The sequence below is a fragment of the Sphingomonas sp. IC-11 genome, assembly GCF_021043365.1.
Taxonomy (GTDB): Bacteria; Pseudomonadota; Alphaproteobacteria; order Sphingomonadales; family Sphingomonadaceae; genus Sphingomonas.
Map to the genome: position 1 here is coordinate 1,499,608 of NZ_JAJNDU010000001.1, position 16,003 is coordinate 1,515,610.

A 16,003-nucleotide genomic window follows, 5' to 3' on the forward strand; every position below is an offset into this window, starting at 1 on the left:
TAAAGCGACAGAGGCTTACTTCTTGCGCTTGAAGTCCACGCTGACGACGTTTGAGCCGTCCTCGCTTGATGAGGGTGACGAAGGACCGTCGTTCTCAGCCGGATCATGCGGCTCCGGTCCATCTCCCGGGCCTTCCTGAGCCTGGAAGCGCAGCTCGAAGTTGACCGCCGGATCATGGAAACCCGTGATCGCCGAGTAAGGAATCACAAGCTTGGACGGCACCTGATTGAAGCTGAGCCCGACCGAGAAGCGTTCGCCATCCACCATCAGGTCCCAGAAGCGGTTCTGAAGCACGATGGTCATTTCATCGGGGAAACGCTCGATCAGCCGCTTGGGGATGTCTACCCCGGCAGCCTGAGTCTTGAAGGTGATGTAGAAATGGTGGTCGCCCGGCAATCCGCCGCCCGTGGCCACTGAGCCGAGCACACGCGCAACGACGGCGCGCAGCGCTTCCTGTACGATCTCGTCATACGGAATCAGGCTATCTGGTGCTTGGTCGTCCATTCTCGTCATGGGTAACGGTCGCAATCGGCTGGTCAAGATTGCATGACGCACCGGCGCCGCTATGTGCGCGCAATGCGCACCGCCACGATCCGCCGCGACACTAGCGAAACCAAGATTGCGGTTACCGTCAATCTGGACGGCACCGGCAATTATCGCGTTTCCACAGGCGTCGGCTTTTTCGACCACATGCTGGAACAGCTGTCCCGGCATTCGCTGATCGATCTCGACGTCGAGACCAAGGGCGATCTGCACATCGATCAGCACCATACGGTGGAGGACACCGGGATCGCTATTGGTGAGGCAATTGCACGTGCCCTGGGCGACAAGCGCGGCATTCGGCGGTACGGCGACGCGTTGTCGCCGATGGACGAGACGCTGACCCGCGTTGCGCTCGACATCTCGGGTCGTCCCTGGCTCGTATGGAAAACGGATTTCAGCCAGAAGCGGCTGGGCGAGATGGACACCGAGCTGTTCAAACACTGGTTCCACAGCTTCGCTCAGGCGGCAGGGATCACCCTGCACGTCGAGACGCTGCACGGCGAGAACAATCATCACATCGCCGAAAGTGCGTTCAAGGGCTTGGCGCGAGCCTTGCGAAAGGCGATCGAAATCGATCCCCGCAAGGCCGATGCCATTCCATCGACCAAGGGTGTGCTGTGAATTCTGGAATTGGTAGCAGCATGTCCGCTGGGGCTGGGGCCAACTGATGCTCGCATTGGTAGATATCCAGTCCGGCAACCTGCACTCCGTTGAGAACGCTCTTCGCGCCGCCGGTGCCGCTGACGTCACCATCACGGCCGATCCCGAGCTGATCCGCCAGGCCGACCGCGTGGTGCTTCCCGGCGTCGGCGCTTTTGGCGCGTGCGCGGCGAACCTGCGCTCCATTGACGGCTTGGAAGCATCCTTGCGCCAGCGAGTGCTCGACGATGGCGTACCGTTCCTCGGCATCTGTGTCGGCATGCAGCTGCTGGCAGAGCACGGCGAGGAGCTCGGGCATCATCGCGGCCTCGGCTGGTTTGCCGGCGGCGTACGGCGCCTGGATCCCGCCGGCACGGACGCCAAGGTGCCGCACATGGGCTGGAACGATGTGTCGCCACGCGGAGATCACCCGCTGGTACCGGCCGGCGAAGCATATTTCCTTCACAGCTTCGCTTATGAAGGCGAAGGCGTGATCGCCCAGACCTCCCATGCTGGCCAGGTTACGGCTGCGATCGGCCGTGACAACATCGTCGGCGTGCAGTTCCATCCCGAGAAGAGCCAGCGCTACGGCCTCGATCTTCTCGCCCGTTTCTTGAAGTGGCGTCCATGAGCCTGATTGTATTTCCCGCGATTGACCTGAAGGCCGGTCAGGTAGTCCGCCTTGCAGAAGGCGATATGGACCGCGCCACCGTCTATGGTGACGATCCCGCGGCGCAGGCGATGCTGTTTGCTGATGCGGGTGCCGGGCACCTGCATGTGGTGGACCTGGATGGTGCCTTTGCTGGCGAAAGCAGGAACGGAGAGGCGGTTCGCTCCATCGTCGCGCGCTTCCCGGGACATGTGCAGCTTGGCGGCGGCATTCGTACGCCGAAGAGCGTGGAGGCCTGGTTTGACGCGGGGGTGGCGCGGGTGGTGATCGGCACCGCAGCGCTGGAGAACCCCAGCTTTGTACGAGAGATGGCATCTGCCTTCCCGGGCGGCATCGTGGTTGCGGTGGACGCCCGCGACGGCATGGTTGCGACCAAGGGGTGGGCAGAAATCTCCACCACCAGCGCGGTTGATCTTGCCCGCCGCTTCGAAGACGCCGGCGTGGCTGCTGTCCTGTTCACCGATGTTGGTCGAGACGGTCTGCTGAAGGGCTGCAACGTCGAGGCGACACTGGATCTCGCACGCGCTGTATCGATCCCGGTGATCGCCAGCGGCGGGGTCAAGGGAATTGACGAGATCCACGTTCTGGCCCTTCATGCCCGCGATGGTGTTGAAGGTGTGATCACCGGACGCGCCCTCTACGACGGGCGACTTGATCTTCGCGCCGCTCTCAGCGTGGCGGCCGCAGCGTGATGCGCTCGCTCGCCACAAGAGCCAGCCGCAACGGGCCTGACCGACCTCGGAATTGCTCGCAGCCGACGGCGCGGAGCGGCCAATGACCGTACGAGCCCGAGTTATTCCCTGCCTCGATGTGGCGAATGGCCGCGTCGTGAAGGGCGTCAATTTTGTTGATCTCGTGGACGCAGGTGATCCGGTTGAGCAAGCGCGGGCCTATGATGCTGCCGGCGCTGACGAACTGTGCTTCCTCGACATCACCGCCAGCCATGAGGGCCGCGACACCATCTTGGATGTCGTGAAACGGACGGCAGCCGTTTGCTTCATGCCGCTGACCGTTGGCGGCGGTGTGCGGAGCGCGGATGATGCACGCGCGCTCTTGCTTGCGGGGGCTGATAAAGTCGCCGTGAACTCTGCCGCCGTGTCGCGGCCGGAGGTGGTTGCCGAAATCGCCGAGCGATTCGGCAGCCAATGTTGTGTCGCAAGCGTCGACGCGAGGCGCACGGACAATGGGTGGGAAGTTTTCACTCACGGTGGTCGCCGCCCTACCGGCATCAATGCGGTGGAGCATGCCTTGCGCCTGGCTGGGCTAGGTGCCGGCGAGATCTTGCTCACTTCGATGGACCGCGACGGAACCCGCGACGGCTACGATCTTGAACTAGTCAGGGCTGTGGCTGATCGAACAACGGTTCCCGTCGTCGCATCCGGCGGCGTCGGGAAAATCGACGATCTGGTTCGCGGGATCACTGAAGGTCATGCCTCCGCTGTTTTGGCGGCATCGATCTTCCATTTCGGACAGGCAACGATCGCTGAGGCACATGCAGCGCTAGCTCACGCCGGTGTACCTGTGCGATCGCATATAGCGGTGGGTAGCTGACCCACCCTGCTTTCGGATCGGCGCGGGGCTAGTCTCGCAACACGGAAGAGCAATTGTCGACAATGCCGATGCCCTCCCTTGCGGCCACTACGACTGTTGCAGCGGTCTCCACCCCGCGGACTGGCCCCGAGCTTTCTGACGTCGCTTTATTCCTGATCGCCGCCACGGCGGTCTGGCTGACGCGGAGAGCGTTGCGCAATCGCGGCGGCAAAGGTTGACCTGAGCGCGCGTGCGCGGCACCTCGCGGCCATGGCCGACGACATTCTCGAGCGTCTAGAAACGACGATACGCGCCCGCAAGGATAGCCCGGCGGTGCGGTCCTATACCGCCAGCCTTTTCTTCCAGGGGCGGCACAAAATCGCTCAAAAGGTCGGCGAGGAAGCCGTCGAAACCGTGATTGCGGCCTGCTCCGGCGAGGATCAGGACATCGTTCCGGAGGCTGCTGACCTCATTTTCCACCTCTTGATTCTTCTCGCCGATGCCGGCCTCAGCTTGGACGATGTCCGGCGGGAACTCGCACGGCGCGAGGGGCAATCCGGCCACGATGAAAAGGCCGGGCGTCCGCTTTCCTTCCGCCCCGAATAAGGCTGAGCACATGCCCGTTGATGCCACCGCCCCCTATGACGATCAGAACATCTTTGCTCGCATTCTGCGCGGAGAGATCCCGTCGCGCCGAGTATATGAGGATGAATTCGCGCTGGCATTCCATGATATTGCGCCCTGGTCGCCGACGCATATCCTCGTGATCCCGAAGGGCGCCTACGTCAGCTGGGATGACTTCTCCGCGAAGGCCAGCGACGCCGAAATTGCCGGCTTCGTGCGAGCGGTCGGGCTTGTCGCACGCGAAGCCGGCCTCGTCGAACCGGGATACCGGCTACTCGCCAACGCCGGGCCGCATAGCCACCAGGAAGTCCCGCACTTGCATGTCCACATTCTCGCCGGGCGTCCTTTGGGGCCTATGCTGGTCGAAAACGATAGTCGCAAGTAACGGAGAAGACGCAATCTTGCAGGGCGATGCCGTGAGGGATTGCGCGCGGCCGATCTCCCGCTAGTTTCGCGCGATTCAAGAAATGGGCGGCCGCAAAGGCCGCGCCTCCTGGGGGAAAGGGCCGCATGATCTTTGGCCGAGTAAAACCGCTCGATGCCATCTTGGCGACTGCCGAGAAGAAATCGCTTCATCGTACCTTGGGCTGGTTCCAGCTCACATTGTTCGGCATCGGCTGCGTCATCGGCACCGGCATTTTCGTGCTGACCTCCGCAGGGGCACAGAAGGCCGGTCCGGGCCTGATGCTCGCCTTCGCGATCGCCGGCGCGATCTGCATTGTCGCCGCGCTGTGTTATGCCGAAATCGCTGCCATGATCCCGGTTGCGGGATCCGCCTACACCTACAGTTACGCCACCATGGGCGAGATGATCGGGTGGACGGTCGGTTGGGCCCTGATCCTCGAATATGCCGTTGCCGCCAGCGCGGTGTCGGTGGGTTGGTCCGGCTATTTCACCGGCACGATCCTGAATGAATTCCTCGGCATACACCTGCCAGCCTGGCTGTCCGGCGCACCGCTTGCTCTAGGCGGCGTCGAAGGCGGCTTTATCAATCTGCCTGCGGTGGTCATTTCCCTTCTGATCACTTGGCTGCTCATGGTCGGCACCACCGAAAGCGCGCGGGTCAATGCGGTGCTGGTGGCGATCAAGGTGACGGCGCTTACCGCCTTCATCGCGCTCACCATCCCGTCTGACGCGTTCGACACTGATCGCTTCAACCCGTTCCTTCCCGCCGGCGTCTTTGGCGGCTTCGGCACCGGCGTCGGTGCGGTCGGCGCCGCGGCGACGATCTTCTTCGCCTATGTCGGCTTCGACGCGGTCTCGACCGCGGCTGAGGAAACCAAGAACCCGCAGCGCAATGTTCCTATCGGCCTCGTTGGCTCGCTGCTGTTCTGCACCGTCTTCTACATCCTGGTGGCCGCGGGTGCGATCGGCACCGTTGGTGGTCAGCCGATCATGGGCCCGAATGGCGTGCCCTTCCCGGCCGGCTCGGAAGAGCTCGCTCGTCAGTGCGCCACTTACGCCGCCAACGACCTACCGCTCGTCTGCTCGAACGAGGCGCTTGCCCATGTGCTGCGTCAGATCGGCTGGTCGGGTGTCGGCAACATGCTGGGCATCGCTGCCTTCCTCGCGCTCCCGTCGGTCATCCTGATCCTGATGTTCGGCCAGACCCGCATCTTCTTCGTGATGAGCCGTGACGGTCTGCTGCCGGAGCGCCTGTCCGCGGTGCACCCGAAGTGGAAGACTCCGTACATCGTTACGGCGATCACCGGCGCGGCCGTGGCCTTCGCCGCCGCCTTCCTGCCGGTGGGCAAGCTCGCGGATATCGCCAATGCGGGTACGCTCTATGCGTTCATGATGGTCGCCATTGCGGTCATGATCCTGCGCCGCACCGAGGCGAATCGTCAGCGCAGCTTCCGCACGCCGGGCTTGTGGATTGTCGGGCCGCTGACGATCGCAGGCTGCATCTTCCTGTTCTTCAACCTGCCGTTGGACGCGATGCTGGTCCTGCCGCTCTGGGGCATCCTCGGCCTCGCGATCTACTACGGCTACGGCTATCGTGCCTCGCACCTCGGCCGCGGCCTGGTTGAAGTGCATGAGAGCGAAGCCGTGCACGACGTTGATCCGACAATGCCCGGCACCCACTGAGGTCCCGGCGAAGACTTGAAATGAAAAGGGCCGGAGCGATGCTCCGGCCCTTTTAGCATCTGCTTGGCGGCGGGCCGAGGCTCGCCTAACCAGCGACTATGACTGGGCTCCCCACGACCGAAAAAGCCGCCGCTGCCGAGCTTGAGCATCTGGCGGGCGAAATCGCGCGCCACAATCGCCTCTACCATACGAACGACGCGCCAGAGATTTCAGATGCGGACTATGATGCGTTGGTCCGGCGGAACAATGCGCTCGAAGCTGCCTTCCCGCACCTCGTCAGACCGGACTCCCCTTCTCGCCAGGTCGGCGCTGCACCCGCGGGGCATCTGGCAAAGGTGCAACACGCGCGACCGATGACCAGCCTTGACAATGCCTTCTCCGACGAGGAGGTCGAAGACTTCGTCGCTCGAATCCGACGCTTCCTGCGCCTGCCCGAGGATGAGGAGGTCGCACTCACTGCCGAACCGAAGATCGACGGCCTTTCCTGCTCGCTGCGCTATGAAGGTCGACGCCTGGTGCAAGCGCTGACGCGCGGAGACGGCACCACGGGCGAGGACGTCACTGCCAATGTCCGCACCATCGCTGACATCCCGATCACGCTGCCCGAGGACGCACCCGACATCTTCGAGGTTCGAGGCGAGGTGTATATGGCCAAGGCCGACTTTGCGGCGCTGAACCAGCGGCTCGCCCAGGAAGCGGCAGAGAACGGCAAGGAAGCGCGCCAGTTTGCAAACCCGCGCAATGCCGCGGCTGGCTCGCTGCGGCAGAAGGATGCAGCCGTGACGGCGCGCCGGCCGCTGCGCTTCCTTGCCCACGGTTGGGGAGAAGCCAGTGCCCTTCCCGGTCAAACGCAGTCCTCGGTAGTTGCCGCCGTCCGGCAATGGGGCTTCCCCGTTGCTGACGATTTCGCGACCGTTGCCACCGCTGCCGAGGCCCTGGCGCAGTACCGTGCCATTGAACGAAAACGTGCCGACCTGCCGTTCGACATCGATGGGGTGGTCTACAAGATTGATCGCCTCGACTGGCAGGAACGACTCGGCTTCGTCGCCCGCGCACCGCGCTGGGCGATTGCACATAAATTCCCCGCCGAACGGGCCCAGACCACTCTCAACGACATCGACATACAGGTTGGTCGCACGGGGAAGCTGACCCCCGTCGCGAAGCTGGAACCCGTCACTGTCGGCGGCGTGGTGGTGCGTAATGCCACCTTGCACAATGCGGACGAGGTCGCGCGGCTGGGCGTTCGTCCGGGCGACCGCATCGTTGTGCAGCGCGCAGGTGATGTGATCCCGCAGATCGTCGAAAATCTTACCGCGGGGGAGAGTCGTCCCGCTTGGCACTTCCCCACCCACTGCCCCGAATGCGGCTCAGAGGCTGTGCGAGAGCCAGGCGAGGTCGACTGGCGCTGCTCGGGTGGCCTGGTGTGTCCTGCGCAACAGGTTGAACGCCTGCGTCACTTTGCCTCCCGCCATGCTCTGGACATCGAAGGGCTTGGCATCACCAATATCGAAAGCTTCTTCGCCGACAAACTGATCGCGACCCCCGCTGACATCTTCCGCCTGACCGAGGAACAGCTTCTCGCCCGGGAGCGGTGGGCGGAAGTGTCCGCGCGAAATCTGATCGCCGCGATCAACGCCAAACGCCAGCCGCCGCTCGACCGCTTCCTGTTCGCGCTGGGGATCCGGCATATTGGTGAAGTGACGGCTCGCGATCTGGCCCGGCGCTGGCGCAGCTGGAACGCCTTCCGTGGCATGGTGGAGGCTGGAATCCAAAAACGTGACGGCATGCTTCGGGCGGTGGGAGAGAGCGATGACAAGCTGCTTGCCCGCACCGCCAAGGAATTGGCCGCGATCGTCGACACTAAGCAGGTTGGCCCGGAAGTCGCCTTGGCGCTGATCGACTTCTTCGCGGAAGACCGGAACGACTCGGCAGTGGCCGACCTGCTCGGCCAGCTTATGCCAGCCGACGTGGTACATGAGACTCGCGCTTCAGAGATTTCCGGAAAGACCGTCGTCTTTACCGGCACGTTGGAGACGATGAGCCGTGACGAGGCAAAGGCGCAGGCCGAGACGCTCGGGGCTAAGGTTTCCGGTTCAGTATCGGCGAAAACCGATCTGGTCGTGGCTGGTCCCGGCGCTGGTTCAAAGGCGAAGAAGGCCGCAGAACTGGGCATCCGCGTGGTTGACGAAGCAGGCTGGCAGGCGATCGTATCGGCCGCAGAATAGGCCCGGGCGCACCTGTCGCCTTTTTGCAACGCAGCAAAATCAAAGTTGGTTCCCTTTGGATTCTGCTCGCCCGCGTAACCGAACAGAAATATTGGGCGGGCACGGGCGCGGCAGCGGTTCAGGCACCGCGTGCCAGAGCATGAGCTCCAAGGGGAATTTGATTAATGCGACACAACCTGTTTCTGGGTGCAGCTGTTGTTGCGCTCGTCGCGCCAACGGGTGCGATGGCACAGGAAACCACCTCGGTTATCCGCGGCACGGTGACTGCTGCAGGTGCGACGGTTGCAGGTGCGACGGTGACAATCGTCAACGTTCCGTCTGGCACCACCAGCACGGTGACGACCGATGCGAATGGTTCGTTCAACGCCTCTGGCCTTCGTGTCGGCGGCCCCTTCTCCGTCACGGTGGCCGCATCCGGTTACCCGCAGGTCACTGTCACCGACATCTTCACGGTCGTTGCGCAGGCATATGACCTGCCGATCGAATTGCAGGCTGAGAACACCGAGGCGGCGGGCGGCGACATCGTCATCACCGCGTCGCGCGTCGCAAATGCCCGTACGGTCAGCCAGGGCCCGGCAACCGTTCTGTCGGCTGCCGACATCGCAAGTGTCGCGTCGGTGAACCGCGACGTGCGCGACCTGATGCGCCGTGACCCGTTCGCCCGTCTTGATGACACGCCCTCGGGCGGCCGCGCTGTCAGCTTCGCGGGCCAGAACGCACGTTTCAACCGTTTCTCGGTCGACGGCGTGCCTGTCACGGACAACTTCGGCCTCAACCCCGATGGCCTCCCCACCCGCCGCTCGCCGATCCCCTTCGACGCGATCGGGCAGTTCCAGACCAAGGTGGCGCCGTATGACGTGCGTGAAGGCAACTTCCAGGGCGGCGCGATCAACGCGATTCTGAAGTCCGGCACGAACAGCTTCCACGGCACCGGATTCTACGCCTATTCTGACGCTGGGCTCACCGGCAAGGAAACCAAGGCAGGCCCGGGTGTTCCCACCGGCCGCGTGAACATCCCGGATTTCAAGTACGAGAACTACGGCGCGCAGCTGTCCGGCCCGATCATCAAGGACAAGCTGTTCTTCATGGTCGCTGGTGAGCGCATCCGCGCCAATACGCCGATCGCCGAAGGCACGCTGGGCAACAACGCTGGCGCGGTGGTGCCGAACATTACCGACGCCCAGGTCGATCGGATCCGCAGCATCGCCCAGTCGCGTTATGGCTATGAGACGGGCGGCGTTCTGAACGACGCAAAGGATCGTGACGATCGACTGGTGGCGCGTATCGACGCCAACCTGTCGGACACGCAGCGCGCTTCGGTGACGTACCTGTACACCAAAGACTCGATCCAGATGAACCAGAACACCTTCCTGACCGGCACGCCGGGCCTGGGTCTGGAGTCTAACGGCTACGTCGGCTCGAACCGCCTGCACACCGGTGTGTTCCAGCTAAACAGCGACTGGACCGACGAGTTCTCGACCGAGGTTCGCGGCTTCTACAAGGATTATAAGCGCGGTCAGGATCCGATCCTGGGTCGCGGCTTCGCTCAGATGCAGGTCTGCACCGCGCCGACCAGCGATCGCAGCACTGGCGCTGCCGCGAGCAACGATTTGGCAGGCACTTGCCAGTCGGGGTTCGGCAATGTTTCCTTCGGCCCGGACGTCTCGCGTCAGTCCAACGAGCTGACCAGCCGTACGTACGGCGGCCTGGTGCAGGCACGCTTGACCCGCAACAATCACGACCTGCGGATCTTCGCCGAGTTCCAGGACACGGACATCTTCAACCTGTTCGTGCAGCGCACCGCGGGCGACTACTACTTCGACTCGATCGCCGACTTCGAAGCTGGCAACGCGCAGCGCTTCCGCTACGGCAACGCTGTGCCGAGCCTGGATCCGGCAAACGGCGCCGCGAAGTTCCGCTACCAGTCCTACACCTTTGGTATCCAGGACACGTGGCGGATCAGCGACATCCTGACGCTCGCCTATGGCGCGCGTTATGATCTCTACGGCGGCGACAGCCGGCCGGAGCTGAACTCGTCGTTCCTGAGCCGCTACGGTTTCCCGAACACCTCGTACATCTCGGGTCGCGGTGTGTTCCAGCCGCGCGTCGGCGTGGACTTCAAGCCCACCCGCGAACTCTCGATCCGCGGCGGCATCGGCATCTTCTCGGGCGGCTCGCCGGACGTGTATGTGTCGAACAGCTTCTCCAACACGGGCTTCCTGACCAACGCAATCGACGTGCGTCAGCTGAACGGGGGCGGCTACACCGTTCCTGGGCTGAATGGCGCCGATGCGGTAACCACGGGCCAGGCGATCCTCACCGGGGTCAACGGCGCGGTTATCCCTGGGCAGGCGAACGCCGTGCTGAACAATGCGACCGTGAGCACGCAGTCGCCGACCAACGCGCTGGATCCGAACTTCAAGGTCCCGTCGCAGTGGCGCGGCACCCTGTCGTTCGACTATGATCCGGATTGGGGCGGTACCTTCGGCAGTGGCTGGAACTTCGGTGCCGATTTCCTCTGGTCCGACGTTCGCAACCAGGTGTTCTTCACCGACCTTCGCGTGATCCCGACGGCACTTCGTACGCCGGACGGCCGCGTTCGGTATGCGTCGGCCACGAACTTCTCCGATACGAACCAGGATCTTTTCCTGACCAACACCACCAAGGGGCGCAGCCTCGTGGCCGTTGCGCGTATCGCCAAGGAGTTTGACTTCGGTCTCCGTGCGGCGGTCAGCTATAGCTATCAGGACATCAAGGATCAGGCTCCTGCCACTTCCTCGACGGCATCGTCGAACTACGGCAACGGCGCCTTCTTCGATGCCAATGGTGCAGCTTACGGCATCTCCAACGACGAAGTTCGCCACAACATCAAGTACAACCTGAGCTTCAACCGCGCGTTCTTCGGTGACTACAAGACGAACTTCACCCTGTTCGGTGAAACGCGCATCGGTCGTCCGTTCAGCTACACGATGCAGGAACTTTCGAACGCCCGTTCGGGTGTGTTCGGGACGGCCGGCAACGGCTCACGTTACCTGCTCTATGTGCCGACCTCGACCACGGACGCGCTGGTTTCGTACGACACCACGGCTACTCGTGATTATCTCGACAACCTGATCAATTCGACCAAGCTCGGTAAGTACCGTGGCAAGATCGCGCCGCGCAACGCCTTCAACTCGAAGTGGTTCACTCGGTTCGACCTCCATATCGGGCAGGAAATCCCGACCTTTGTCGGCGACAGCCGGGTCGAGCTGTTCATGGATATCGAAAACCTGACCAACCTCATCAACAAGAACTGGGGTCAGGTGCGCGAGTATCAGTTCCCGTACACCATCCCTGCGGTCCGCGTGTCGTGCCTGCAGGCTCCAGTGGCGACCGGCACCGCGCCCGGAGCTGCGGCAACGGCGAACACGAGCCAGGCCTGTGCGCAGTATCGCTACAGCGCACCAGCCGCGACACCGACGGACACGGTCTACTCGCGTCAGTCGCTCTACTCGATCCGCATCGGCGCGCGCTTCACGTTCTGATCGCGCTGATCTGATCTGACTTCGGGCCACCGTTTCCCTCGGGTGAACGGTGGCCCTTCGTTTTTGCGCGTCGGCAAACGGACGTGTACAGGATCCGGGATGGCGACCACCCTCCCCGGCCCTGCTTCCACGACGGCCCCGATCCGGCCGAGCAACCTGGCCGTACGACCATTTTTCGAAGACAAGGCGCGCGCATTCTGGGTCCTGCAGGCCGCTGGCTGGACCGGATATCTGGTCCTTAGAACAGTTTCGTCGATCTCAAACGGCTTCACTCTTCAGGGGGTGATCAGCACGATTGTGGAAACGATCGTCGGCTATTGCATCACGCTGCTGCTATCCGTGCTTTACGGCTTCTACCGTGGACTTCCGCGGATCACGGCGATCGTTCTGACGGTTCTGACGCTTGGCGCCGCCACCTTCGTCTACGCATTGCTCGACACATTTTCGTTCAGCTTCATCAAACTGTCCGCGCCCGGCGTTGACGTGAAGCTGTTGATCGGCGCTCTGTTTCTTAACTTCACCGTGCTTGCCGGCTGGTCCGCGCTATATTTCGGGATCAACTTCTACCTGATCGTTGAAGAGCAGATCGATCAGCTTCAGCATCTGGAAACACAAGCCTCGTCGGCGCAACTGGCCATGTTGCGCTACCAGCTCAATCCGCACTTTCTGTTCAACACGCTTAACTCGATCTCGACGTTGGTCCTGCTGAAGCAGACCGAGCGAGCCAATGCGATGCTCAGCCGGCTTTCGAGTTTTCTGCGGTACACGCTGGTGAACGAGCCAACGGCGCACGTGACGCTGGCGCAGGAGGTTGAAACGCTGAAGCTCTATCTCGAAATCGAGAAGATGCGTTTCGAGGATCGGTTACGGCCGAAATTTGAGATTGATCCGGCTGCGGAGCGGGCGCGGTTGCCCTCGCTGCTGCTGCAACCTCTGGTCGAAAATGCGATCAAATATGCGGTGACCCCCAAGGAGGAAGGCGCCGAAATCTGCGTAACCGCGCGGCTCAACGGCGATAGAGTGCGGATCGGCGTATCGGACACCGGGCCGGGCTTGCAGCCAACAAAGAACAAGCCAAGCCTTTCCACCGGGGTGGGGATTGCCAATATCAGGGAGCGGCTACAGCAATCGTTCGGAACGGATCATCGTTTTGAGCTCCGCGCCATGCCGACAGGCGGCTTCGGCGTAGAGATCGAGATACCGTTCCAGGTGGAATAACAGGGGTGCAATCGGGGGGTAGCGAAGTTTGATGACTGCCAGTCCAATAAGAACGGACGGGCGGCATTCGTATCGGAGATCGACCAGACCATGACCATCCGCACCATTCTCGTCGACGACGAGCCACTCGCAATACAGGGCTTAGAGCTCCGATTGCAGGTGCACGACGATGTCGAGATCATCGCCAAGTGCCAGAACGGGCGCGAGGCGATCAGCGCGATCAAGACACACAAGCCCGACCTGGTCTTCCTCGACATCCAAATGCCAGGGTTTGACGGATTTTCGGTGGTCCAAGGCCTCATGGAAGTGGAACCGCCGCTCTTCGTCTTCGTCACCGCTTATTCCGATCACGCGCTGCGCGCCTTTGAAGCGCAGGCGGTCGACTATCTGATGAAGCCAGTGGAAGAGGCCCGGCTCGCGGACACGCTGGACCGTGTGCGCCAGCGGCTCGCCGAAAAATCGAGCGTGAACGAAGCCGAAAAGCTGAAAGAGGCACTGGCCGAACACGCACCAGAGGCGGCAGCCGAGATCGTCGATGGCGGCGATGGCCCGACCGCCAGCCGGTTCGAGAAGCTGATCAACGTCAAGGATCGCGGTCAGATCTTCCGCGTCGACGTCGACACGATCGAAATCGTCGAAGCGGCCGGTGATTACATGTGCATCAAGACCGCCGATAACACGTTGATCCTGCGCGAGACGATGAAGGACTTGGAAAAGCGGCTCGACCCGCGGCGGTTTCAGCGCGTCCATCGCTCGACCATCGTCAACCTGGATCAGGTGCGCCAGGTGAAGCCGCATACGAACGGCGAGTGTTTCCTGGTCTTGGATTCCGGGGCGCAGGTGAAGGTGAGCCGCAGCTATCGCGATGTTGTCGCTCGCTTCGTTCACTAGGCTTTAGCCGGATGCGCCGCTTCGGTTCGGGCCGGAGCGGCGATCAGGTCCCTTGATGCGGCCTGGTAAATTGCCGTCGCGGTGGGGTGTTACCGGAACGCCCGAGACCTGCTAGGGGCGGCGCCATGCTTACGATCAACGGCATCACCGTACGCCTGGGCGGGCGTGCGATCCTGGACGGCGCCTCGGCTTCTCTGCCGCCGGGAAGCCGCGTCGGGCTGATTGGCCGCAACGGCGCTGGCAAGTCGACGATGGTCAAGGTCATCGCTGGCCAGCTTGAGCCCGACGGTGGCTCGATCGACATGCCGCGAGGCGCGCGCATCGGATATATCGCACAGGAGGCGCCCGCCGGTGACGCTACGCCGTTCGAGACCGTACTTGCGGCCGACCTCGAACGCGCGCGGCTGATGGAGCAAAGCGAGACTGAAGCCGATCCCGAAAAGCTGGGCGATATCTACGAACGGCTGATCGCAATCGACGCCTATACGGCACCGGCTCGGGCCTCGCAGATCCTGCTTGGACTGGGTTTTGACGAAGAGGCTCAGAACCAGCCACTGGATAGCTTTTCGGGCGGCTGGAAGATGCGGGTCGCGCTAGCTGCGCTGCTGTTCTCGCAGCCTGACCTGCTGTTGTTGGACGAGCCTTCGAACCACCTCGATCTCGAAGCGGTGATGTGGCTTGAGGATTTCCTGCGATCCTATCGCGCAACCATCGTCGTGGTCAGCCACGAACGCGATTTCCTGAACAACGTGGTCGACCACATCCTGCACCTCCAGGGCGGCAAGACGACGCTTTATGTCGGCGGTTATGATGCCTTCGAACGGCAACGTGCTGAGCGGATGGCTCAGATCGCGGCGGCCAGAGCCAATCAGGATGCGCAGCGGGCCAAGCTGCAGGACTATATCGCCCGCAACTCCGCTCGCGCATCGACGGCCAAGCAGGCTCAGAGCCGCGCAAAGATGCTGGCACGCATGCAGCCGATCGCCGAGCTTGCGAACGATCCGACCCTGTCCTTCGCCTTCCCCGATCCCGAGCCGCTTCGGCCACCGCTGATCACGCTGGATCACGCGAGCGTCGGCTATGGCGAAACACCGATCCTGAGGCGTCTCAATCTGCGCATGGATCCCGACGATCGGATCGCGCTGCTCGGGCGCAATGGCAACGGCAAGACGACGCTCGCCCGCCTGGTGGCCGCGCAGCTCGCACCGATGGATGGCACGCTCGCGGCCAGCAACAGGATGCGGGTCGGCTATTTCACTCAGTATCAGGTTGAGGAACTAGACGCCGACGATACGCCGCTCGCCCATATGACGCGCGTTATGCCCAACGCCACGCCGGCGGCAGTGCGCGCCCAGCTCGGCCGGTTCGGCTTTTCCGGCGACCGTGCCACCTCCAAGGTAGGCAAGATGTCGGGTGGAGAGCGCGCCCGTCTCGCCCTCGCCCTGATCACGCGCGAGGCACCTCACCTGCTGATCCTCGACGAACCTACGAACCACCTGGATGTGGATGCGCGTGAGGCGCTTGTCCAAGCGCTTAACGATTACAAGGGTGCCGTCCTCATCGTCAGCCACGACCGCCATATGGTCGAGTTGACCGCGGACCGCCTGGTGCTCGTCGACGCTGGCACGGCACGCGAGTTCGACGGAAGCCTCGACGATTATGTCGCCTTTGTCCTTGCCAAGGAACCGAAGAGCGAAGGCAAGGCGCGCAAGGAAGACCGGAAGGCTGCGGCGGAAAAGCGCGAGAGTGACAAGGCCTGGCGCAAGGCGGCTAAGGAGGCAGAGGCAGAGATTGCGAAACTCGGCACCGAGCGTTCGGCCGTGGACCGCGCCATGTTCGATCCTGCAGGTGCCGAGAAGTCGCTTGCAGGATTGACCATGACCGAGCTGATGAAGCGGCGTGCCACTCTGGTAGAGCAGATCGAGGCAGCCGAAGCGCGCTGGCTTGAGGCAACCGAGGCTTTGGAAACTGCCTGACGTCCGTCACCGCCGTCTGCGGACTGTTGCGCCAGCGGCCGCGTCCGGCTCGGTAATGCTCTAGTCGCTTCATCC

Annotated in this window: 13 protein-coding genes; 12 read left to right on the plus strand and 1 reads right to left on the minus strand. The window is 62.7% G+C overall.

Annotated elements, in window-relative coordinates:
• Nucleotides 1-15: 15 nt before the first annotated feature.
• A complete protein-coding gene (locus tag LQ954_RS07305) occupies nucleotides 16-504 on the minus strand; it encodes an SspB family protein (RefSeq protein WP_227770106.1) in 489 nt (162 codons plus the stop codon).
• A gap of 72 nt (nucleotides 505-576) precedes the next feature.
• Here LQ954_RS07305 and hisB point away from each other — a divergent pair, with 72 nt between their 5' ends.
• The 12 genes from hisB (at nucleotide 577) to LQ954_RS07365 (ending at nucleotide 15,928) form a co-directional block, all read left to right on the plus strand.
• Entirely contained in the window at nucleotides 577-1,164 is a 588-nt protein-coding gene (hisB, locus tag LQ954_RS07310) for an imidazoleglycerol-phosphate dehydratase HisB (RefSeq protein WP_227771028.1), read from the plus strand.
• 43 nt (nucleotides 1,165-1,207) lie between these two features.
• Nucleotides 1,208-1,813, plus strand: coding sequence for an imidazole glycerol phosphate synthase subunit HisH (hisH, locus tag LQ954_RS07315; protein ID WP_231022742.1), 606 nt, complete (start codon nucleotides 1,208-1,210; stop codon nucleotides 1,811-1,813).
• Nucleotides 1,810-2,544: a 1-(5-phosphoribosyl)-5-[(5-phosphoribosylamino)methylideneamino]imidazole-4-carboxamide isomerase gene (hisA, locus tag LQ954_RS07320; RefSeq protein ID WP_231022505.1), complete on the plus strand. Its 735-nt coding sequence runs from the start codon at nucleotides 1,810-1,812 to the stop codon at nucleotides 2,542-2,544. The genes hisH and hisA overlap by 4 nt, the downstream gene beginning before the upstream one ends.
• Before the next feature lie 82 nt (nucleotides 2,545-2,626).
• Entirely contained in the window at nucleotides 2,627-3,403 is a 777-nt protein-coding gene (gene hisF / locus LQ954_RS07325) for an imidazole glycerol phosphate synthase subunit HisF (protein ID WP_231022506.1), read from the plus strand.
• Between the two features lie 249 nt (nucleotides 3,404-3,652).
• Entirely contained in the window at nucleotides 3,653-3,988 is a 336-nt protein-coding gene (locus LQ954_RS07330) for a phosphoribosyl-ATP diphosphatase (RefSeq protein WP_227770103.1), read from the plus strand.
• Nucleotides 3,989-3,998: 10 nt separating this feature from the next.
• Complete coding sequence (locus LQ954_RS07335) at nucleotides 3,999-4,391, plus strand: histidine triad nucleotide-binding protein (RefSeq protein ID WP_227770102.1); 393 nt, start codon at nucleotides 3,999-4,001, stop codon at nucleotides 4,389-4,391.
• A gap of 125 nt (nucleotides 4,392-4,516) precedes the next feature.
• Entirely contained in the window at nucleotides 4,517-6,094 is a 1,578-nt protein-coding gene (locus LQ954_RS07340; protein ID WP_227770101.1) for an amino acid permease, read from the plus strand.
• A 98-nt stretch (nucleotides 6,095-6,192) separates the two neighbouring features.
• Nucleotides 6,193-8,319: an NAD-dependent DNA ligase LigA gene (gene ligA / locus LQ954_RS07345; protein ID WP_231022507.1), complete on the plus strand. Its 2,127-nt coding sequence runs from the start codon at nucleotides 6,193-6,195 to the stop codon at nucleotides 8,317-8,319.
• Between the two features lie 164 nt (nucleotides 8,320-8,483).
• On the plus strand, nucleotides 8,484-11,843 hold the full coding sequence (locus tag LQ954_RS07350; RefSeq protein ID WP_231022508.1) for a TonB-dependent receptor: 3,360 nt from the start codon (nucleotides 8,484-8,486) through the stop codon (nucleotides 11,841-11,843).
• A gap of 99 nt (nucleotides 11,844-11,942) precedes the next feature.
• Entirely contained in the window at nucleotides 11,943-13,061 is a 1,119-nt protein-coding gene (locus LQ954_RS07355) for a sensor histidine kinase (protein ID WP_227770098.1), read from the plus strand.
• Nucleotides 13,062-13,151: 90 nt separating this feature from the next.
• The gene (locus LQ954_RS07360) at nucleotides 13,152-13,952 is read left to right on the plus strand and encodes a LytR/AlgR family response regulator transcription factor (protein ID WP_227770097.1); all 801 of its coding nucleotides are present in this window, start codon (nucleotides 13,152-13,154) and stop codon (nucleotides 13,950-13,952) included.
• Nucleotides 13,953-14,077: 125 nt separating this feature from the next.
• On the plus strand, nucleotides 14,078-15,928 hold the full coding sequence (locus tag LQ954_RS07365; protein WP_227770096.1) for an ABC-F family ATP-binding cassette domain-containing protein: 1,851 nt from the start codon (nucleotides 14,078-14,080) through the stop codon (nucleotides 15,926-15,928).
• Nucleotides 15,929-16,003 lie beyond the last annotated feature (75 nt).

What these genes read in the sequence shown, in the direction of transcription:
- LQ954_RS07305 (WP_227770106.1), bottom strand. Translation starts at nt 504, where the DNA reads ATGGACGACCAAGCACCAGATAGCCTGATTCCGTATGACGAGATCGTA.
- hisB (WP_227771028.1), top strand. Translation starts at nt 577, where the DNA reads ATGCGCACCGCCACGATCCGCCGCGACACTAGCGAAACCAAGATTGCG.
- hisA (WP_231022505.1), top strand. Translation starts at nt 1,810, where the DNA reads ATGAGCCTGATTGTATTTCCCGCGATTGACCTGAAGGCCGGTCAGGTA.
- hisF (WP_231022506.1), top strand. Translation starts at nt 2,627, where the DNA reads ATGACCGTACGAGCCCGAGTTATTCCCTGCCTCGATGTGGCGAATGGC.
- LQ954_RS07330 (WP_227770103.1), top strand. Translation starts at nt 3,653, where the DNA reads ATGGCCGACGACATTCTCGAGCGTCTAGAAACGACGATACGCGCCCGC.
- LQ954_RS07335 (WP_227770102.1), top strand. Translation starts at nt 3,999, where the DNA reads ATGCCCGTTGATGCCACCGCCCCCTATGACGATCAGAACATCTTTGCT.
- LQ954_RS07340 (WP_227770101.1), top strand. Translation starts at nt 4,517, where the DNA reads ATGATCTTTGGCCGAGTAAAACCGCTCGATGCCATCTTGGCGACTGCC.
- ligA (WP_231022507.1), top strand. Translation starts at nt 6,193, where the DNA reads ATGACTGGGCTCCCCACGACCGAAAAAGCCGCCGCTGCCGAGCTTGAG.
- LQ954_RS07350 (WP_231022508.1), top strand. Translation starts at nt 8,484, where the DNA reads ATGCGACACAACCTGTTTCTGGGTGCAGCTGTTGTTGCGCTCGTCGCG.
- LQ954_RS07355 (WP_227770098.1), top strand. Translation starts at nt 11,943, where the DNA reads ATGGCGACCACCCTCCCCGGCCCTGCTTCCACGACGGCCCCGATCCGG.
- LQ954_RS07360 (WP_227770097.1), top strand. Translation starts at nt 13,152, where the DNA reads ATGACCATCCGCACCATTCTCGTCGACGACGAGCCACTCGCAATACAG.
- LQ954_RS07365 (WP_227770096.1), top strand. Translation starts at nt 14,078, where the DNA reads ATGCTTACGATCAACGGCATCACCGTACGCCTGGGCGGGCGTGCGATC.